Below are 18,737 nucleotides of genomic sequence, written 5' to 3'. Positions count from 1 at the left end.
AATTCCCCGCGCTTGTCGGCTCAGGTACGCGGCAGGGTGACGCCGCGCTGGCCCTGGTATTTGCCGCCACGGTCCTTGTACGACACTTCGCACTCTTCGTCGGACTGCAAGAACAGCATCTGCGCCACGCCTTCGTTGGCGTAGATCTTCGCCGGCAGCGTGGTGGTGTTGGAGAACTCCAACGTCACGTGGCCTTCCCACTCGGGCTCGAGCGGCGTGACGTTGACGATGATGCCGCAACGGGCGTAAGTGCTCTTGCCCAGGCAAATGGTCAGCACGTCACGGGGAATACGGAAATATTCGACAGTGCGCGCCAGGGCGAAAGAGTTTGGCGGGATGATGCACACGTCGCTCTTGATATCGACGAAGCTGCCAGCATCGAAATTTTTCGGATCGACGGTAGCCGAGTTGATGTTGGTGAACACCTTGAATTCGTCGGCGCAGCGTACGTCGTAGCCATAGCTGGAGACGCCGAAGGAGATCACGCGGTTGTCCTGCTCGCCGCGCACCTGGCGCTCGACGAAGGGCTCGATCATGCCGTGTTCCTGCGCCATGCGGCGAATCCACTTGTCCGATTTGATGCTCATGGCGGGGTGTCCTGAAGAGTTGCGAGGTGAAAATCGTGACGCGCATATTACCGGTCCCGGCGCCCAGGTTAAAGTTCCATCCCTAATCCCGCGCCGGGTGGGGGCTGCAGCAGCCGCCGATCCGAATTTGCCTAAAGCGGCTTCTGACCATTGGCAGGTTGCGGAAAGTGGGGTAAGGTGTTGCCACTGTGCTGCACGTGACACCGAGAATCTCTAGTTTGATGCACGATCCTGATCGGCCCATCGCTGAATTTTCTGCTCTCTTTGCGCTCAGTCCCGGGCAGGGTTTTTCCTGACCGTTATCAAATTGTCCAAGGAGACAGAAAAATGTCCAACCGTCAATCCGGTGTTGTTAAGTGGTTCAACGACGAGAAAGGCTACGGCTTCATCACCCCTCAGTCGGGCGACGACCTGTTCGTGCACTTCAAAGCCATCCAAGCTGACGGCTTCAAAACCCTGAAAGAAGGCCAGGCTGTTACTTTCGTCGCTACCCGCGGCCAGAAAGGCATGCAGGCTGAAGAAGTTCAGATCGCCTAAGTCGATCTAGCGTCTAGCTTTCAAAAAAACCCGCCTTCTGGCGGGTTTTTTCATGCCTGCTCGAAATAGGCGCTGGCCTCTTCGCAGGCTCACCCGCTCCCCAGGGACTGCACAGATTTCAAGTGCGGCGCAGTCGCTGTGTGCGGGCAAACCCGGTATGACAGGTCAGTCTTCGCTGATGGTAATGCTCGGCATTGCCGGTGCCGCTGCTTCCTGCAGCACGATCCGCGCGCCCACCTGGCGGGCCAGTTCCTGGTAAACCATGGCAATCTGGCTTTCCGGCTCGGCAATCGCAGTCGGCTTGCCGCTGTCGGCCTGCTCACGGATCAGCATCGACAACGGCAGCGACGCCAGCAGGTCGACGCCATACTGGCTGGCCAGCTTCTCGCCGCCACCTTCACCGAACAGGTGTTCGGCATGGCCGCAATTCGAGCAGATATGCACAGCCATGTTCTCGACCACGCCCAGCACCGGAATGTTGACCTTACGGAACATTTCCACGCCCTTCTTGGCATCCAGCAGAGCAAGGTCCTGCGGCGTGGTGACGATCACCGAACCGACCACCGGCACCTTTTGTGCCAGGGTCAGCTGGATGTCACCGGTACCCGGTGGCATATCGATCACCAGGTAATCCAGGTCATCCCAGGCGGTCTGGGTGACCAGTTGCAGCAGCGCGCCCGACACCATCGGGCCACGCCATACCATCGGCGTGTTGTCGTCGGTGAGGAAGGCCATGGACATGACTTCCACGCCGTGTGCCTTGATCGGCACGAACCACTTCTGCTCGCGAATCTGTGGACGGGTACCCTCGGCAATGCCGAACATCACACCCTGGCTGGGGCCGTAGATATCGGCATCGAGGATACCTACCCGGGCACCCTCGCGCGCGAAGGCCAAGGCCAGGTTGGCTGCGGTGGTCGACTTGCCCACACCGCCCTTGCCCGAGGCCACGGCGATGATGTTCTTGACGTTGGCCATGGCTGGCACTTGGGCCTGGGCCTTGTGCGCAGCCACCACGCAGTCGATCGAAACTTGGGCACCAGTGACACCCTCAAGGCCGCCGATGGCGGTCTGCAGCACCTGGGCCCAGCCGTTCTTGAACAGCCCAGCGGCATAACCCAACTGCAACTGCACGCTGACCTGCCCGCCCTGGATATCGATGGCGCGCACGCAGCCGGCGCTGACCGGGTCCTGGTTCAGGTAGGGGTCGGTGTACTGGCGAAGCACGCCTTCAACGGCGGCACGGGTGACGGCACTCATGGAGACTCCCATTGGCAAACTGAATGTAAAACAGCCGCCTATCCTAACCCGTCAATCGTCAGCAGATACGCTTGCGGGGTGAAATATCTTCGCCAGCCCTTTATAGTGGCCGATCATCCTCATTTTTACCCCGTAGCCAGATAAGTAGCCGAGCCACCATGTCCGAGCCACGCCAGATTCTCGTCACCAGCGCCCTGCCCTATGCCAATGGATCGATCCATCTCGGCCATATGCTGGAGTACATCCAGACGGACATGTGGGTGCGCTTCCAGAAGCTGCGCGGCAACCAGTGCATCTATGTCTGCGCCGATGACGCCCACGGTTCGGCCATCATGCTGCGCGCCGAAAAGGAAGGCATCACCCCGGAACAGCTGATCGCCAACGTCCAGGCCGAGCACAGCAGCGATTTCGCCGACTTCCTGGTGGATTTCGACAACTTCCACTCCACCCACAGTGAAGAGAACCGCGAGCTGTCGAGCCTGATCTACTCGCGCCTGCGTGAAGCCGGGCACATCGCCACCCGTTCGGTGACCCAGTACTTCGATCCGGAAAAAGGCATGTTCCTCGCCGACCGCTTCATCAAGGGCACCTGCCCGAAGTGCGCGGCCGAAGACCAGTACGGCGACAACTGCGAAAAATGCGGCGCCACTTACGCACCTACCGAGCTGAAGAACCCCAAGTCAGCGATCTCCGGTGCCACCCCGGTACTGCGTGATTCCCAGCACTTCTTCTTCAAGCTGCCAGACTTCCAGGCCATGCTGCAGCAATGGACCCGAAGCGGCACCCTGCAGGAAGCGGTAGCCAACAAGCTGGCGGAATGGCTGGATTCCGGCCTGCAGGAGTGGGATATCTCCCGCGACGCGCCGTACTTCGGCTTCGAGATCCCGGGTGAGCCTGGCAAGTACTTCTACGTATGGCTGGATGCGCCGATTGGCTACATGGCCAGCTTCAAGAACCTCTGCGCACGCCGCCCGGAACTGGACTTCGACGCCTTCTGGAACGAGGGTTCCAAGGCCGAGCTGTACCACTTCATCGGCAAGGATATCGTCAACTTCCACGCCCTGTTCTGGCCAGCCATGCTCGAAGGCGCCGGCTTCCGCAAGCCGACCGCGGTCAACGTGCACGGCTACCTGACGGTCAACGGCGCCAAGATGTCCAAGTCGCGCGGCACCTTCATCAAGGCCCGCACCTATCTGGACCACCTGCAGCCGGAATACCTGCGTTACTACTATGCGGCCAAGCTGGGCCGTGGCGTCGACGACCTGGACCTGAACCTGGAAGACTTCGTGCAGAAGGTCAACTCCGACCTGGTCGGCAAGGTCGTCAACATTGCCAGCCGTTGCGCCGGTTTCATCCACAAGGGCAACGAAGGCGTGATGGTAGGCGGTGATGCCGCGCCTGAGCTGACCGAAGCCTTCCTGGCTGCCGCGCCCTCCATCGCCGAAGCCTATGAGGCCCGTGATTTTGGCCGCGCCATGCGCGAAATCATGGCACTGGCCGACCGCGCCAACGCCTGGATCGCCGACAAGGCACCGTGGTCACTGGCCAAGCAGGAAGGCAAGCAGAATGAAGTCCAGGCCATCTGCGCCCAAGGCATCAACCTGTTCCGCCAGCTGGTGATCTTCCTCAAACCGGTACTTCCGGTGCTGGCGGCTGACGCCGAGGCATTCCTCAACGTGGCCCCGCTGACCTGGAACGACCACCTGACACGTCTGGAAAACCACCCGCTTAACCCGTTCAAGGCCCTGATGAGCCGTATCGAGCCGGCCAAGGTCGAAGCCATGATCGCTGCCAGCAAGGAAGACCTGCTGGCTGCCGAAGCCAATGCCCCGGCGGGCAATGGCGAACTGACGAAGGACCCGCTGTCGGCAGAGATCGAGTTCGATACCTTCGCGGCCGTCGACCTGCGCGTGGCGCTGATCGTCAAGGCTGAAGCCGTAGCGGGTGCCGACAAGCTGCTGCAACTGACCCTGGACATTGGTGACGAGCGCCGCAACGTGTTCTCCGGCATCAAGTCGGCCTACCCAGACCCGTCCAAGCTGGAAGGCCGCCTGACCATGATGGTAGCCAACCTCAAACCACGGAAGATGCGCTTTGGCGTGTCCGAGGGCATGGTCATGGCTGCCGGCCCTGGCGGTGAAGAAATCTACCTGCTGAGCCCGGACAGCGGCGCCAAGCCAGGCCAGCGCATCAAGTAACTCCCCTGCGGGCCATTGTGGGAGCGGCCTGCCCGCTCCCACAATACGCAGGCCCCTTCATGTCAAATCCGGACAATCGCCCTGATTCCCGGCTATCGTCATCTCATGAATGACTACATCCTGGTCCTGATCAGCGCCGCACTGATCAATCACCTGTGCCTGCTCAGACAGCCACTCTCCGGGTTGCAACTACAGGTGCACGGCCTGGCCTGCGCCCTGTGCATTGCCCTGGGCGTAATCGGCGCGCAACTGCTGGCGTACGCCGTACTTGCCCCGTTGCACATCCACGATCTTGCCCTGTTCCTGCTATTGCCTTGGCTGGCTTTGCTCGCCTGGGGCCTCCCCTGGCTACTGGCCAAGTGGCGCCCAGCCTGGCCCGTAGTGGGGTTGCCAGCGCTGCTGTTGAGCAATGCCGCAGCGCTTGGGGTGGCTCTACAACAGGCAAGCGACGACGTCAGCTGGCCAACCGCGCTACTCCAAGGCTTGCTGACGGCTGGCGGCTTCTGGCTGACGCTGATGGTGTTCGCCGACCTGCACCAGCGCAGCGTCCACGCCGATATCCCCGACGCGCTGCGCGGCCTGCCCATCCAATTGATCGGTGCCGGGGTAATGGCCATGGCGTTTTCCGGCTTCAACGGGATGTTTGGCCAATGAGCAGCCCCGATCCGCGCCTGCGCACCAGCATGGGCCTGGTGTTGCTCGCCTGCACGCCTGGACTGCTGGCGCTAATGTGGCTGCATGGCTGGGGCATGGTGCTGAACCTGTTGCTGTGTGCCAGTGCCGCGCTGCTGTGCGAAGCATTGCTGCTGGCACTGCGCAATCAATCACTGAGCCAGGCGCTAAACGACGGCAGCGCACTGGTAACCGCCGTGCTACTGGCGGCCGCCCTGCCCACCCTGGCGCCATGGTGGCTGCCGGTCATCGCGGCATGTGTTGCGATCGGCATCGGCAAGCAGGCCTATGGTGGGGTCGGGCGAAATCTGTTCAATCCGGCCATGGTGGGTTACGCCTTCGTGCTGCTCAGCTTCCCATTGCAGATGAACCATTGGCCGGCACAGGCCCCGGGCCTGCTCGACAGCCTGCAGCAGGTGTTCGCTGGGGGCGATCAGATTGATGCCTGGGCCCGTCCGACATTGCTCGACGGCCTACGCCACAACCGCAGCCTGACCATTGACGAGCTGTTTGCCAGCCATCCGGGCTTTGGCAGCATTGGTGGGGCAGGCAGCGAATGGGTCAACCTGGCATTCCTGCTTGGCGGCCTGTTTTTGTTGCAGCGCAAGGTGATCAGTTGGCATGCACCGGCAGGTTTGCTGGCAGGGCTATTGATATTCAGCCTGTTGGGCTGGAATGGTTCGGGGTCGGACTCCAATGGCTCGCCTTTGCTGCACCTGTTTTCCGGCTCGACCATGCTGGCAGCATTCTTCATTGCGACCGAGCCGGTGTCCGGCCCCAGAAACGACTGGGCCAAGTTGTGCTTCGGCCTGGGAACAGGGCTGCTCATCTACCTGATTCGTACCTGGGGCAGCTACCCGGATGGCACCGCGTTCGCCGTCCTGCTGATGAACCTTTTGGCACCGGCACTCGAGCGCGTGGCTGTGCAACGTCAGCAGGCAGCCCGATGAAGCATGGAGCTCGGGATGCGGGCCTGCTGCTACTGACTGGAGTATTGGCAGTGTCAGTCACCCTGGCCTGGCGGCAGTGGACCAGCCCGGCCATCGCCAGCGCCGAAAAACAAATGCAAAGCCGCCAGCGGCTGGCCGTGCTGCCCGAAGGCAGCTATGACAACCAGCCCCTGGAAAGCCCACTGCCAAGGCCCGCCGCACAGCGGCCCAACAGCCGTATCCTGGCGGCTTACCGTGCCACTATGGCAGGCAAGCCAAGCGCCATAGTTCTGGTCACACAGGCGCAGGGATATGTCGGGCCAATCGTGCTGAGCGTCGCGATCGCCACAGACGGCCGGCTGATCGGCAGCCAGGTCGTCGAACAACAGGAAAGTCCCGGGCTGGGCGCTCACCTGGCTGACCCACAGCTGCAGTGGCTGAAACAGTTCGACAACCGCCATCAGGGCGATCACTGGGCGCTAAAGCGGGACCAGGGTGATTTTGACCAGTTGGCCGGCGCAACCGTGACCTCGCGGGCAGTGATCGCCGCGTTGCAGGACGCACTGAATTATTTCGATGAGCAGCGTAGTGTATGGCTGGAGGGCGCCGCGCATGAATAGGTTTTGCCTGCTGGCCATGAGCCTCGCTCCCCTGTTGGGCGCCACCCGAACGCTGGGTGAAGGCGCGGCCATCGGCCTGTGCGCAGTGGTGATGGGATGCCTGCACCAACTGTTGCTGGCCCCCCTGCGTAAACGCGTCGCCAGCTGGGCATATGTACTGGCCAGCCTGCTGCTACTGGCAGCTCTGGCCAGCTGCCTGCAGTTGGCCATGCGGGCCTGGCTGCTACCACTGGCCATTGCACTGGGTCACTATCCCGCATTGTTGTGCCTGCAATGCCTGGCCAGTGACCATCTGCTTCCTGACCAACGCCGCTGGCACGTGCTCGCAAAGCACCTCGGCGCTGTCTTTGCCAGTTGCCTGCTGCTGGGCGCCAGCCGCCAATGGCTGGCTGACCATACCGAGCTGCACCTGGCCAGCCTCGCCCCCGGTGCGCTACTGCTGCTGGGATTGCTGTTGGCCTTGTACAATCGCCTGCGTCCGGGCTCTGCCCATCCACATCGTCAAGGAAAGCCCTGATTTCATGAATGCCGCCAAACGCCTGGAGATTTTTCGCAGGCTGCACGAAGACAACCCCGACCCAAAGACCGAACTGGCCTACACGACCCCGTTTGAACTGCTGGTCGCCGTGACACTGTCCGCGCAATCCACCGACGTCGGCGTCAACAAGGCCACTGCCCGCCTGTTCCCCGTCGCCAACACCCCCGAGGCCATCTATGCCCTGGGCGTTGAAGGCCTTAGCGAATACATCAAGACCATCGGCCTCTACAACAGCAAGGCCAAGAATGTCATAGAAGCGTGCCGGCTGCTGATCGAGCGCCACGACAGCCAGGTACCGCAAACCCGCGAAGCGTTGGAAGCGCTGCCCGGCGTCGGCCGTAAAACCGCCAACGTGGTGCTTAACACCGCGTTTCGCCAACCGGCGATGGCAGTGGACACTCATATCTTCCGGGTGAGTAACCGCACGGGTATCGCGCCAGGTAAAACGGTGCTGGAAGTGGAAAAGAAACTGCTCAAGTTCGTACCAAAGGATTACCTGCTCGATGCCCACCACTGGCTGATCCTGCACGGGCGCTATGTGTGCCAGGCGCGCAAGCCACGGTGCGGCAGCTGCAGGATCGAAGATTTGTGCGAGTACAAGCACAAAACCTCCGACGATTGAGCCGATAGGCAGAAACCAATCACGTCGATTGAAAAAATCTTTTTTACCAGCGTCTGCTTTCTGGTTATAAGGACGGCCAATGGCCCCTTGGCTTGGAGCGACTCATGAGTACCGATAAAGACGACCTGTCGATCGATGATGATTTTGTTGCCGCAGACGATGACGCGGAACCACAGGTTGAAACCGCAAAGACCAACCTGAGCAAACGCCGCACCATCGACAACATGCTAGAAGAACGGCGCCTGCAGAAGCAGCTGGCCGATTTCGATTACGACCTTTAGTTCTGGCCCTTTAGTCATGGATCGTTAGCCTTGGCAAAGCCTCCTGGCTGGAGGCTTCAAGGCCTGGCGGTCAGTTCAAACCTTGCCGTTGCGCCAGCTCGATCAGGTCAACCAGTGACCGTGCATTGAGCTTGAGCAAGAGCCGCGACTTGTAGGTACTGACCGTCTTGTTGCTGAGGTACATGCTGTCGGCAATCTCCTTGTTCGAACGCCCTCGCGCCAGTTGTTGCAGCACGGTCATCTCTCGCGCAGAAAGGCGATTCACCATATCCGTCTCACTGCTCGCGCCCCTGCCACGTGACGCATGCAAGGCCTGGTTGGGGAAGTAGCTGTAACCCGACAACACAGCCTTGATAGCGCTAAGCAGCTCGGTAAGCTCCTGCTGCTTGCACACGTAACCCGCCGCCCCCGCCTGCATGCAGCGCATCGAAAAGTTACCGGGAGCCTGCGACGTCAGCACCAGCACCTTGCTACCCGGGCTGAATGTCGCCATGCGGGCGATCACCTCCAGGCCATCCAGTTTCGGGATACCGATATCCAGCACCACAATATCCGGCAGGTGTTGCCGTGTCAGCTGCAGCGCAGCCACCCCATTGTCAGTCTCCGCCACAACGTCATACCCATGCCGCTCCATCAGCATGCGTACGGCCAGGCGTATGACCGGATGATCATCCACGATAAGCACTTTATTCATGCGATATCCATACATTGTTGTTGCTTTGGCACGCCACGATAACCGACAGGACGCTTGCTGGCGCGGCGATTTACCAGTGAAAGCCATGGACAGACAAAACCTACAGAGCTTACAGAAACTTCCTACACATTAAGACTATGGTTGTAACAAACAAATTACTTATTACCGAAAGAAACGGTACCACCCACTAACATAAACGCACCAGTTGAATACTGATCTTCAGCAGAGGAGAACTTCCGACTCGAACGCGTTGAAAAATCAACACAACTAGGTTCTCTGACGATCATTCCTCCCCCGGGAAAGAATCCAGCCTTTAGTTGAGTACAGCAGTAAGGTAAAGATGGACAAAACCGCTGGAGACGGCCCCTATGACCCAAGCACAACCTGTCGCCCCGCTGACGATCATTGCCATCTTCGCGGGGATTATCGAAGCCTCCGCCCTTGCCACACTGCCATTTCTCGGCGAGTCCAGCCAAAAGCTCTACACCTGGTTCCTGGTAGGTTTTCCATTCTTTCTGACGGCACTGTTTTTTCTGACGCTCAACTTCAATTACAAGTCGTTCTACAGCCCGCTCCCCAACAACCCTGTACACGAAAACACGCCAGCACTGAACAGTGCGGCCACACCCGCTATTGCCAATGATGCCCGTGAGGCGGTACAGGGCGAGCCTGTTACATTCATGTTCTCCGGCCCCGACGCCTGTCGCATGATGGAACAACAACTCTTGCACGCTCTTGCCCACCCCCCCGAGCCGGCGCGAGTCTGGCGCTTTTGTAATCTGGATAGACGTCAATGTGCGCAGCTTTCGATCAGCGCACTTGAGGGCGATGATGTGAACCCTCGAAGTTGAACGACTCGCCTTTGCGCAGGCATAAAAAAACCCCGGACTGAGCCGGGGTTTTCACGCACACCAGCAATCAGAGCAGCGAACGGCCCTTGTTGGCGGCAATGCGCATACGCAGCGCGTTGAGCTTGATGAAGCCAGCAGCGTCTTCCTGGTTGTAGGCACCACCATCTTCTTCAAAGGTGGCGATGTTGGCATCGAACAGCGAATCGTCCGACTTGCGGCCAACCACGGTCACATTGCCCTTGTACAGCTTCAGGCGCACCACACCATTCACGTTCACCTGCGAAGCATCGATCATCTGCTGCAGCATCAGACGCTCCGGGCTCCACCAGTAGCCGGTGTAGATCAGGCTGGCATACTTGGGCATCAGCTCATCTTTCAGGTGAGCGACTTCGCGGTCCAGGGTGATAGACTCGATGGCACGGTGGGCCTTGAGCATGATGGTACCGCCAGGCGTTTCGTAGCAACCGCGCGACTTCATGCCGACGTACCGGTTTTCGACGATGTCCAGGCGGCCGATGCCGTTGGCACCACCGATACGATTCAGGTCGGCCAGAACGGTAGCCGGGGATTTCTCGACGCCGTCGATGGCAACGATGTCACCATTGCGGTAGGTCAGCTCGATATAGGTAGCCTGGTCCGGGGCGTTCTCAGGCGAGACACTCCAGCGCCACATGTCTTCTTCGTGCTCGGTCCAGGTATCTTCCAGGACACCGCCTTCATAGGAGATGTGCAGCAGGTTGGCGTCCATCGAGTACGGCGACTTCTTCTTGCCGTGGCGCTCGATCGGGATGCCGTGCTTCTCGGCGTAGTCCATCAGCTTTTCGCGGGACAGCAGGTCCCACTCGCGCCATGGGGCGATGACCTTGACGCCTGGCTTCAGGGCATAGGCACCCAGCTCGAAGCGCACCTGGTCGTTACCCTTGCCGGTGGCGCCATGGGAAATGGCGTCGGCGCCGGTTTCGTTGGCGATTTCGATCAGGCGCTTGGCGATCAGCGGACGGGCGATGGAAGTACCCAGCAGGTACTCGCCTTCGTAGACGGTGTTGGCGCGGAACATCGGGAACACGAAGTCACGCACGAACTCTTCGCGCAGGTCGTCGATGTAGATCTCTTTAACGCCCATTGCCTGGGCCTTGGCACGAGCCGGTTCGACCTCTTCGCCCTGACCCAGGTCAGCGGTGAAGGTCACCACTTCGCAGTTGTAGGTATCCTGCAGCCACTTGAGAATCACCGAAGTATCAAGGCCGCCGGAATACGCCAGTACGACCTTTTTTACGTCCGCCATGCCATCACTCCACGGGGTTGTACGGAAAGGGACCGATTCTACCGGCGTTGCGGATAAATTTACAGTGGGGCGACAGCTTCTGACGACAAAGCGACAGAAATTGTCGGAAGGGCGACTTGCCAGATCAACACGGAAATTTGACGCAAGGGTTGGCGCCCCATCCGGTCTCAGGGCGCCTTCGCCCCCGACGCGGGAGCAGCCGGAACGGCTGGAGCGGGAGCAGCCGGCGACACGGGCTCAACCGGTTTTTCCACCGCCTTTTCAACCTCCGCCACCCGATCCAGCTCGATATTCACCCGCCGATTACGCGCCCGGTTCGATGCACTGTTGTTCTTCGCCAGCGGATAACGCTCACCATGGAAGCGCACAGTAATCTGCTCTTGCGGCACACCGTGAGCCTTGAAGTAATCGGCCACGGCCAATGCGCGGCGGCGCGACAGGTCGCGGTTGGTCAGGCGGTTGCCACTGTTGTCGGAGTGGCCGTTGAGCTCGATATGGTTAACCGTAGGGTCGGCCTTCAGGTAGTCGACAATCACCTCCAGCCGCGCCTTGGCTGCTGCATCCAGCTCGTAACCGCCCCCAGGGAAGCCCACTTGAGTCTGGCGCACCTGGTCATAGTTCATCGGCAACAGCTTGCCGGCACAGACCTGATAGTCATTGTAGGCTTTGGCGAAGCTGACCGGCAGCACCCGCACCTCCATCGGCCTGCCCGCCTCACCGGTGTAGTTGCGCACGACGGTGCTACGCCCGTCGAGCAAACCGTTGATCAGCCGGCTGGCCTGCCCTTGGGAGGAGCTGAACAGCACACCGCTGCGGGCCATGCGCACATGGCCCAGGTTGATATCGCCACGCCCAGGTTGCCAAGGCGCTGCCGCGGCCAGCAGGCTGGCGGTGCCGGCACCCAGTACGTTGCTGTCCGAACGCAGCTGGAACACCGGCTGCTCGCCTGCCCGGCGCACGAACGTACCGCTGCCGAAACCTTCGATCGGTTGGCTCAGACGACACTCGAACTGGTCACCCTCGACCTGCCAGGCAATGTTCTCCATGCGCGTCTGGAAAGTCAGTGCGCCGGCCGGCAGGCTGGCGAACAGGGTCAACAGGGCTAGGTAACGCTGGCGCACGGGCGGCTCCACAATTTCTGACGGCTTACCAGCAGGCTATCGGACGCCGCGCGGAAAACTTGATAGCCGTGCTCGCCCCAGGGTTTTCCGGTAGGATTGGGGCTTGAGTTCGACCCGCCTGGAATCCCCAATGTCCGATCGCCTGACCCTCCTGCGCCCCGACGACTGGCACATCCATCTGCGCGATGGTGCCGTCCTGCCCCACACCGTTGGCGACGTGGCGCGTACCTTCGCCCGTGCCATCATCATGCCCAACCTCGTGCCGCCGGTGCGCAATGCCACCGAGGCCGGCGCCTACCGTGAGCGCATTCTGGCTGCCCGCCCGGCCGGCAGCCGCTTCGAGCCGCTGATGGTGCTGTACCTCACCGACAACATCAGCCCCGAGGACGTCCGCGCGGCCAAGGCCAGCGGTTTCGTGTACGCCGCCAAGCTGTACCCGGCCGGCGCCACCACCAACTCCGATTCCGGCGTGACCAGCATCGACAACATCTTCCCGGCCATAGAGGCACTGGCGGAAGTGGGCATGCCGCTGCTGGTGCATGGCGAAGTGACCCGCAGCGAGATCGACGTGTTCGACCGCGAGAAGCGCTTCATCGACGAGCACTTGCGCCGTGTGGTCGAGCGCTTCCCGACGCTGAAAGTGGTGTTCGAACACATCACCACCAGCGACGCCTCGCAGTTCGTCACCGAGGCCCCGGCCAACGTGGGTGCGACCATCACCGCCCAGCACCTGCTGTACAACCGCAACCACATGCTGGTTGGCGGCATTCGTCCGCACTTCTACTGCCTGCCGATCCTCAAGCGCAATACCCACCAGGTGGCCTTGCTGGACGCCGCCACCAGCGGCAACCCGAAGTTCTTCCTCGGCACCGACTCGGCACCTCATGCCCGTCACGCCAAGGAAGCAGCCTGCGGTTGCGCGGGTTGCTACACCGCCTATGCGGCCATCGAGATGTACGCCGAAGCGTTCGAACAGCGTAACGCGCTGGACAAGCTGGAAGGCTTCGCCAGCCTGCACGGCCCGGCCTTCTATGGCCTGCCGGCGAACACCGACACCATTACCCTGGTCCGCGAAGAATGGACCGCTCCGGAAAGCCTGCCATTTGGCGAGCAAACCGTAGTCCCGCTGCGCGCTGGCGAAAAACTGCGCTGGCGCCTGCTGGAGAAAAACGCGTGAGCGAAGACCTTTACGAAGACGACCTGGACACCCAAGGCAGCAGCGGTCCTCGCCACCCGATGGCCGAGCGCTTCCGCGGCTATCTGCCGGTCGTGGTGGATGTTGAAACCGGTGGTTTCAACAGCGCTACCGATGCATTGCTGGAAATTGCCGCCGTCACCATCGGCATGGACGAGAAAGGTTTCCTGTTCCCCGAGCATACCTACTTCCACCGAGTAGAGCCGTTCGAGGGCGCCAACATCGAGCCGGCCGCGCTTGAGTTCACCGGGATCAAGCTGGACCATCCGCTACGCATGGCAGTCAGCGAGGAAAGCGCGATGACCGACATATTCCGCGGCGTGCGCAAGGCCCTCAAGGCCAACGGCTGCAAGCGGGCGATTCTGGTCGGCCACAACAGCAGCTTCGACCTGGGTTTCCTCAATGCAGCAGTGGCGCGCAATGACCTGAAGCGCAACCCGTTCCACCCGTTCTCCAGCTTCGACACCGCCACCCTGGCGGGCCTGGCGTATGGCCAGACCGTGCTGGCGCGGGCCTGTCAGAGCGCCGACATCGACTTCGACGGGCGTGAGGCGCACTCGGCACGTTACGACACCGAGAAAACGGCTGAGCTGTTCTGCGGCATCGTCAACCGCTGGAAAGAAATGGGCGGCTGGCGCGATTTCAACGACTGATCTGCCAAAAGCATTCGCGGGCACGCCCGCTCCCACAGGTTAACCTTTGCCTTCAGGCATGCAGAGAATCTGTGGGGGCGGGCGCTCCCGCGAAGAGGCCGGCACAGGAAGGCAAAAAAAACCGGCCACGAAGGCCGGTTTTTTATGCACGCAGCAATTACAGCTTGCCAGCGTTCTCGCTCAGGTAGGCAGCAACGCCTTCAGGCGAAGCGTTCATGCCCTTGTCGCCTTTTTTCCAGTTGGCAGGGCAGACTTCGCCGTGCTCTTCGTGGAACTGCAGAGCGTCGACCAGACGCAGCAGCTCGTCCATGTTACGGCCCAGTGGCAGGTCGTTGACGATCTGCGAACGGACAACACCATTGGTATCGATCAGGAAGGCGCCACGGAAGGCCACGCCGCCTTCGGACTCGACGTCGTAGGCTTTGCAGATTTCGTGGGTCATGTCGGCAGCCAGGGTGTACTTCACCTGACCGATACCGCCGTTGTTGACCGGGGTATTACGCCAGGCGTTGTGGGTGAAGTGCGAGTCGATCGACACGCCGATCACTTCCACGTTACGCGCCTGGAAGTCAGGGATGCGGTTGTCCAGGGCGATCAGCTCGGACGGGCAGACGAAGGTGAAGTCCAGCGGGTAGAAGAACACCAGGCCGTACTTGCCCTTGATGGCCGAGGCCAGGTTGAAGCTATCGACGATCTCGCCATTGCCCAGCACGGCCGGAACGGTGAAATCGGGGGCTTTCTTACCAACGAGTACGCTCATTGTAATCTCCTGATGAGGGTGAAAAACCGTTTGCCGGGCCAGACGGGCTTGCCCGACATCCAACAAAGGCCGACCATCATACACGGCTTCTCATGACAGGCCGACTCCGTCGACAAAGCGACCGCCGGTCGCTCAAGCACACCCCTCTCAGAAAGATCTTTGACAAGCATTCTCATTAACATTAAGCTCCAACCCATCGACCCAACCAGCGATGGTCAGCCCTTATGTATGTGTGTCTTTGTGTCGGCGTTACCGACGGACAGATCCGCGATGCGATCTATGAAGGATGCTGCAGTTACAAAGAAGTGCGAGCCGCGACCAATGTCGCCAGCCAGTGCGGCAAATGCGCCTGCGTGGCCAAGCAGGTGGTCCGCGAGACCCTGACCGAACTTCAGGTCAGCCAGGCAGCCCTGCCCTACCCCGTCGAATTTACCGCTGCCTGAACCCAGAATTTCAAGAACCGGACCTGGCGTCCGGTTTTTTTATGCCTGAAATTCAACAAGTTAGCGCTACAACGCGGTTCACAAACATTCTTATTCCTATTAATTTTCACTTATTATTCAAGAACTTAGGTTTGACACACCTAAGTATCGGGCTCAAACTTCACTGGATTGACACTTCTACAGGGCAGGAACCCCGACATGAAAGGCGACGTAAGCGTCATCCAGCATCTCAACAAGATCCTCGGAAACGAGCTGGTCGCGATCAACCAGTACTTCCTGCACGCACGCATGTACGAAGATTGGGGGCTGAACAAACTCGGCAAGCACGAGTACAAAGAATCCATCGATGAAATGAAGCACGCTGACAAACTGATCAAGCGTATTTTGTTCCTCGAAGGTATTCCTAACGTTCAGGACCTGGGCAAACTGCTGATCGGCGAGCACACCAAGGAGATGCTCGAGTGTGACCTGAAGATTGAACAGCAAGGCCTGGTCGACCTGAAGGCAGCCATCGCCCATTGTGAAACTGCTGGCGACTTCGGCTCGCGTGACGTGCTAGAAGATATCCTCGAGTCCGAGGAAGAACACATCGACTGGCTGGAAACCCAACTGGGGCTGATCGACAAGATCGGTATCGAGAACTACCTGCAGTCGCAGATGGGCGAAGAGTAACTACTCGCCCCATAAAAAAACCCGCGATCAGCGGGTTTTTTTATGCTTGCCGGTAGATCAGGCTTCAGAAGCCTTGGCCTTGGCAGCCGCTTCCTTGATCAGGGTTTGCAGCTCACCGTTCTCGAACATTTCCAGCATGATGTCGCTGCCGCCAACCAGCTCACCGGCTACCCACAACTGCGGGAAGGTCGGCCAGTTGGCGTATTTTGGCAGGTTGGCGCGAATTTCCGGGTTCTGCAGGATGTCGACGTAGGCGAACTTTTCGCCACAACCCATCACGGCCTGCGATGCACGCGCAGAGAAGCCGCATTGCGGGGCATTCGGCGAGCCTTTCATGTAAAGCAGAATGGTGTTGTTGGCAATCTGCTCTTTGATCGTTTCGATGATATCCATGTAGCACCTCGGCTGAACTATCCGACACAGTCGTCGGCACGGTGTCGCATTGTATCGGAAAGCCGAGCGCCGTGCTCGGCCTTGCCGTTCCTCAAGCGGCCTCGACCTGCACGGGTACGCCATTGAGCGCAGCGTTTCCGGAAACCTGGTCCCGAAAGCGTTCGTCAGTCAGGTCATTGGCGCTCACGCCGGGTTGCGCCTGGGCGATCTGCAGGTGCACGCCCTGACGACCATGACCAAAGCCGTGGGGCAAGCTGACCACACCGGGCATCATGTCTTCGCAGGCCTGCACCTCGACCTCCAGTGAGCCAGTACGCGAACGGATGCGCACGCGCTGGCCATCCTGCAGTTGCCGCTGCTGCAAGTCTTGCGGGTGCATCAACAGCTGATGCCGTGGCTTGCCTTTTACCAGGCGATGGAAGTTGTGCATCCACGAGTTGTTGCTGCGCACATGGCGACGCCCAATCAGCAGCAGTTCGCCCGGCACTGGTGGCGTCATTTGCGCCAGGCGCTGCAGGTCGTCGAGCAAAACCTGAGGGGCTGCTTCGACAGCCTTGCTGGCAGTCGTCAGCCGCCCTGCGAGGTTGCTGCGTAAAGGCCCCAGGTCAAGCCCATGCGGGTGATCGTCCAGTGTTGCCAAGGAGAGCTGCCAAGGCGTTGCTTCACCATAGCGCCCTTTGCGCAGGGCTTGATCAATCATCTGCGCAGGCGACCAGGTCGGTTTCAACTCCAACTCGGCACGCTTGGCAAACGCCTGGGCCAGGCCGACGAAGATTTCCCAGTCATGCAGTGCGCCCTCCGGCTTGGCCAGGATCGCCCGGTTGAAGCGCGTGACGTTGCGCACTGCCAGCAGGTTGAAGGTGCTGTCGTAATGGTCATTTTCCAGCGCTGAGGTGGAGGGCAGGATCAGGTCGGCATGGCGGGTGGTTTCGTTGATGTAGAGATCGATGCTGAGCATGAAGTCCAAACCCTCCAGCGCTGCATCCAGCTGGCGACCGTTAGGCGTGGACAACACAGGGTTGCCGGCAACTGTCACCAGGGCGCGCACCTGCCCTTCGCCCGGTGTTTGCATTTCCTCGGCCAGGGCAGCCACCGGCAGCTCGCCGCCGTACTCGGGCAAACCCGACACACGGCTCTGCCAGACGTTGAAATGGCCGCCCGAGGTGGTCGCCACCAGGTCGACGGCAGGCTCCGTGCACAACGCGCCGCCTGTGCGGTCGAGGTTGCCGGTCACCAGGTTCACAAGTTGCACCAGCCAGTGGCAAAGGGTACCAAATGCTTGGGTCGAGACGCCCATGCGGCCGTAACACACGGCCTGCCCGGCAGCGGCGAAGTCGCGTGCCAGCTGGCGAATGTCCGCTGCAGCGATACCACACTGGGCACTCACGGCCTCGGCACTGAACGGCGCAATGGCCTCACGCACCTGCTGCAGGCCGTTGACCGGCAAGTGCGAGCCCCGTGCCAGGCCTTCTTCGAACAATGTGTTGAGCAAGCCGCACAACAGGGCTGCATCACCACCGGGGCGTATGAACAAATGCCTGTCAGCCATTGCCGCCGTTTCGCTACGTCGCGGGTCAACCACCACCAGGCGCCCACCACGCGCCCGAAGGGCCTTCAGGCGCTTCTCCACATCCGGAACGGTCATGATGCTGCCATTGGAGGCCAGTGGGTTGCCGCCAAGAATCAGCATGAATCCCGTGTGGTCGATGTCCGGAATCGGCAGCAGCAGCCCATGCCCGTACATCAGATGGCTGACCAGGTGTTGGGGCAACTGATCCACTGAAGTGGCAGAGAAACGGTTACGGGTCTTGAGCAGGCCCAGAAAGTAGTTGCTATGGGTCATCAAGCCGTAATTGTGCACACTCGGGTTGCCTTGGTAGACCGCCACGGCATTGCGCCCATGGGCCTGCTGGACCGCCCACAATTTTTCGGCCGCCAGTGCAAAGGCCTCATCCCAGCCAATGGCTTGCCAATGGTCGCCTACTCGCCTGTGTGGCTGGCGCAGGCGATCCGGGTCGTTCTGAATGTCCTGCAACGCCACGGCCTTGGGGCAGACATGGCCACGGCTGAACGGGTCCAGTGGGTCGCCCTTGATCGAGCTGATCAGGGCCCGCCCGTCCTGCTCATGGCTGACTTCGATGTTGAGCCCGCAGATCGCTTCGCACAGATGACAGGCACGGTGGTGCAGGGTCTTGGTCATGGCCGCCTCTGCCTTGTTGTTGTCGAACAGTGACTATGCGCCCGGCCCCTCCCCGCGGCCAGTGCGCTTCGCCGCGTGAATCCACCGACATCAGGCGCACGATTTACGACAGCCATTTGCCAAATTGCCAGCAAGCCGTGTACAACCTTGTGTAGCAAATAAAGAACAGCACGGCCAACGGGCAAAGACACCGTTTGCGACACCCTTTGCGATCAGGCCGCTTTTC

20 protein-coding genes are annotated in these 18,737 nt (G+C 60.4%); 12 read left to right on the top strand and 8 right to left on the bottom strand.

Annotation, left to right across the window (positions count from 1 at the left end; genetic code table 11):
• Positions 1-20: 20 nt before the first annotated feature.
• Positions 21-587 (bottom strand): dCTP deaminase, encoded by a 567-nt coding sequence (locus GST84_05915; protein ID XGB11922.1) that lies wholly within the window; start codon positions 585-587, stop codon positions 21-23.
• Between the two features lie 327 nt (positions 588-914).
• Between GST84_05915 and GST84_05910 the strand changes: the two genes are divergently transcribed.
• Positions 915-1,124, top strand: a complete 210-nt coding sequence (locus tag GST84_05910; protein ID XGB11921.1) for a cold shock domain-containing protein — start codon at positions 915-917, stop codon at positions 1,122-1,124.
• Between the two features lie 165 nt (positions 1,125-1,289).
• Here GST84_05910 and apbC read toward each other — a convergent pair whose 3' ends face one another.
• Positions 1,290-2,384: an iron-sulfur cluster carrier protein ApbC gene (apbC, locus tag GST84_05905; protein ID XGB11920.1), complete on the bottom strand. Its 1,095-nt coding sequence runs from the start codon at positions 2,382-2,384 to the stop codon at positions 1,290-1,292.
• Between the two features lie 158 nt (positions 2,385-2,542).
• Between apbC and metG the strand changes: the two genes are divergently transcribed.
• The 6 genes from metG to nth all read left to right on the top strand — a co-directional run bounded on the left by metG (position 2,543) and on the right by nth (position 7,963).
• Complete coding sequence (gene metG / locus GST84_05900) at positions 2,543-4,582, top strand: methionine--tRNA ligase (GenBank protein ID XGB11919.1); 2,040 nt, start codon at positions 2,543-2,545, stop codon at positions 4,580-4,582.
• Between the two features lie 105 nt (positions 4,583-4,687).
• A complete protein-coding gene (locus tag GST84_05895) occupies positions 4,688-5,236 on the top strand; it encodes an electron transporter RnfA (GenBank protein ID XGB11918.1) in 549 nt (182 codons plus the stop codon).
• A complete protein-coding gene (locus GST84_05890) occupies positions 5,233-6,204 on the top strand; it encodes an RnfABCDGE type electron transport complex subunit D (GenBank protein XGB11917.1) in 972 nt (323 codons plus the stop codon). Before GST84_05895 ends, GST84_05890 begins: the two co-directional genes overlap by 4 nt.
• Positions 6,201-6,803, top strand: a complete 603-nt coding sequence (locus GST84_05885; GenBank protein ID XGB11916.1) for an RnfABCDGE type electron transport complex subunit G — start codon at positions 6,201-6,203, stop codon at positions 6,801-6,803. The genes GST84_05890 and GST84_05885 overlap by 4 nt, the downstream gene beginning before the upstream one ends.
• Positions 6,796-7,320 carry an NADH:quinone oxidoreductase gene (locus GST84_05880; GenBank protein ID XGB11915.1) on the top strand — a complete coding sequence of 175 codons (525 nt, stop codon included), beginning with the start codon at positions 6,796-6,798 and terminating at the stop codon, positions 7,318-7,320. Before GST84_05885 ends, GST84_05880 begins: the two co-directional genes overlap by 8 nt.
• A 4-nt stretch (positions 7,321-7,324) precedes the next feature.
• Positions 7,325-7,963: an endonuclease III gene (gene nth / locus GST84_05875; protein ID XGB11914.1), complete on the top strand. Its 639-nt coding sequence runs from the start codon at positions 7,325-7,327 to the stop codon at positions 7,961-7,963.
• Between the two features lie 351 nt (positions 7,964-8,314).
• On the opposite strand, the gene GST84_05870 is transcribed toward nth, so the two are convergent.
• Positions 8,315-8,938, bottom strand: a complete 624-nt coding sequence (locus tag GST84_05870; GenBank protein XGB11913.1) for a response regulator — start codon at positions 8,936-8,938, stop codon at positions 8,315-8,317.
• A 368-nt stretch (positions 8,939-9,306) separates the two neighbouring features.
• Between GST84_05870 and GST84_05865 the strand changes: the two genes are divergently transcribed.
• Positions 9,307-9,789 carry a hypothetical protein gene (locus tag GST84_05865; GenBank protein XGB11912.1) on the top strand — a complete coding sequence of 161 codons (483 nt, stop codon included), beginning with the start codon at positions 9,307-9,309 and terminating at the stop codon, positions 9,787-9,789.
• A gap of 67 nt (positions 9,790-9,856) precedes the next feature.
• Here the strand turns inward: GST84_05865 and GST84_05860 are convergent, their stop codons facing one another.
• Both GST84_05860 and GST84_05855 read right to left on the bottom strand, forming a co-directional pair.
• A complete protein-coding gene (locus GST84_05860) occupies positions 9,857-11,074 on the bottom strand; it encodes an argininosuccinate synthase (protein ID XGB11911.1) in 1,218 nt (405 codons plus the stop codon).
• Between the two features lie 167 nt (positions 11,075-11,241).
• A complete protein-coding gene (locus GST84_05855; protein ID XGB11910.1) occupies positions 11,242-12,195 on the bottom strand; it encodes an OmpA family protein in 954 nt (317 codons plus the stop codon).
• Positions 12,196-12,325: 130 nt separating this feature from the next.
• On the opposite strand from GST84_05855, the gene pyrC reads away from it, so the two are divergent.
• Together pyrC and rnt are read left to right on the top strand one after the other, a co-directional pair.
• Positions 12,326-13,372, top strand: a complete 1,047-nt coding sequence (gene pyrC / locus GST84_05850) for a dihydroorotase (GenBank protein XGB11909.1) — start codon at positions 12,326-12,328, stop codon at positions 13,370-13,372.
• Entirely contained in the window at positions 13,369-14,043 is a 675-nt protein-coding gene (gene rnt, locus GST84_05845; GenBank protein XGB11908.1) for a ribonuclease T, read from the top strand. Before pyrC ends, rnt begins: the two co-directional genes overlap by 4 nt.
• Before the next feature lie 157 nt (positions 14,044-14,200).
• On the opposite strand, the gene GST84_05840 is transcribed toward rnt, so the two are convergent.
• Positions 14,201-14,803 (bottom strand): peroxiredoxin C, encoded by a 603-nt coding sequence (locus tag GST84_05840; protein XGB11907.1) that lies wholly within the window; start codon positions 14,801-14,803, stop codon positions 14,201-14,203.
• Positions 14,804-15,027: 224 nt separating this feature from the next.
• Here GST84_05840 and GST84_05835 point away from each other — a divergent pair, with 224 nt between their 5' ends.
• Positions 15,028-15,246: a (2Fe-2S)-binding protein gene (locus tag GST84_05835; protein XGB11906.1), complete on the top strand. Its 219-nt coding sequence runs from the start codon at positions 15,028-15,030 to the stop codon at positions 15,244-15,246.
• 198 nt (positions 15,247-15,444) lie between these two features.
• Complete coding sequence (gene bfr / locus GST84_05830; GenBank protein ID XGB11905.1) at positions 15,445-15,918, top strand: bacterioferritin; 474 nt, start codon at positions 15,445-15,447, stop codon at positions 15,916-15,918.
• A gap of 57 nt (positions 15,919-15,975) precedes the next feature.
• Here the strand turns inward: bfr and grxD are convergent, their stop codons facing one another.
• Positions 15,976-16,311, bottom strand: coding sequence for a Grx4 family monothiol glutaredoxin (grxD, locus tag GST84_05825; protein ID XGB11904.1), 336 nt, complete (start codon positions 16,309-16,311; stop codon positions 15,976-15,978).
• Positions 16,312-16,402: 91 nt separating this feature from the next.
• Positions 16,403-18,511, bottom strand: coding sequence for a molybdopterin-dependent oxidoreductase (locus GST84_05820; GenBank protein XGB11903.1), 2,109 nt, complete (start codon positions 18,509-18,511; stop codon positions 16,403-16,405).
• Positions 18,512-18,737: the final 226 nt, after the last annotated feature.

Source organism: Pseudomonas putida (genome assembly GCA_041879295.1).
Taxonomy (GTDB): Bacteria; Pseudomonadota; Gammaproteobacteria; order Pseudomonadales; family Pseudomonadaceae; genus Aquipseudomonas; species Aquipseudomonas putida_Y.
This window is presented reverse-complemented; position numbering and strand designations above follow the sequence as displayed.

What these genes read in the sequence shown, in the direction of transcription:
- GST84_05835 (XGB11906.1), top strand. Translation starts at nt 15,028, where the DNA reads ATGTATGTGTGTCTTTGTGTCGGCGTTACCGACGGACAGATCCGCGAT.
- GST84_05820 (XGB11903.1), bottom strand. Translation starts at nt 18,511, where the DNA reads ATGACCAAGACCCTGCACCACCGTGCCTGTCATCTGTGCGAAGCGATC.
- nth (XGB11914.1), top strand. Translation starts at nt 7,325, where the DNA reads ATGAATGCCGCCAAACGCCTGGAGATTTTTCGCAGGCTGCACGAAGAC.
- GST84_05885 (XGB11916.1), top strand. Translation starts at nt 6,201, where the DNA reads ATGAAGCATGGAGCTCGGGATGCGGGCCTGCTGCTACTGACTGGAGTA.
- GST84_05915 (XGB11922.1), bottom strand. Translation starts at nt 587, where the DNA reads ATGAGCATCAAATCGGACAAGTGGATTCGCCGCATGGCGCAGGAACAC.
- metG (XGB11919.1), top strand. Translation starts at nt 2,543, where the DNA reads ATGTCCGAGCCACGCCAGATTCTCGTCACCAGCGCCCTGCCCTATGCC.
- bfr (XGB11905.1), top strand. Translation starts at nt 15,445, where the DNA reads ATGAAAGGCGACGTAAGCGTCATCCAGCATCTCAACAAGATCCTCGGA.
- GST84_05890 (XGB11917.1), top strand. Translation starts at nt 5,233, where the DNA reads ATGAGCAGCCCCGATCCGCGCCTGCGCACCAGCATGGGCCTGGTGTTG.
- GST84_05860 (XGB11911.1), bottom strand. Translation starts at nt 11,074, where the DNA reads ATGGCGGACGTAAAAAAGGTCGTACTGGCGTATTCCGGCGGCCTTGAT.
- GST84_05865 (XGB11912.1), top strand. Translation starts at nt 9,307, where the DNA reads ATGACCCAAGCACAACCTGTCGCCCCGCTGACGATCATTGCCATCTTC.
- GST84_05910 (XGB11921.1), top strand. Translation starts at nt 915, where the DNA reads ATGTCCAACCGTCAATCCGGTGTTGTTAAGTGGTTCAACGACGAGAAA.
- GST84_05895 (XGB11918.1), top strand. Translation starts at nt 4,688, where the DNA reads ATGAATGACTACATCCTGGTCCTGATCAGCGCCGCACTGATCAATCAC.
- GST84_05880 (XGB11915.1), top strand. Translation starts at nt 6,796, where the DNA reads ATGAATAGGTTTTGCCTGCTGGCCATGAGCCTCGCTCCCCTGTTGGGC.
- GST84_05840 (XGB11907.1), bottom strand. Translation starts at nt 14,803, where the DNA reads ATGAGCGTACTCGTTGGTAAGAAAGCCCCCGATTTCACCGTTCCGGCC.
- grxD (XGB11904.1), bottom strand. Translation starts at nt 16,311, where the DNA reads ATGGATATCATCGAAACGATCAAAGAGCAGATTGCCAACAACACCATT.
- GST84_05870 (XGB11913.1), bottom strand. Translation starts at nt 8,938, where the DNA reads ATGAATAAAGTGCTTATCGTGGATGATCATCCGGTCATACGCCTGGCC.
- pyrC (XGB11909.1), top strand. Translation starts at nt 12,326, where the DNA reads ATGTCCGATCGCCTGACCCTCCTGCGCCCCGACGACTGGCACATCCAT.
- apbC (XGB11920.1), bottom strand. Translation starts at nt 2,384, where the DNA reads ATGAGTGCCGTCACCCGTGCCGCCGTTGAAGGCGTGCTTCGCCAGTAC.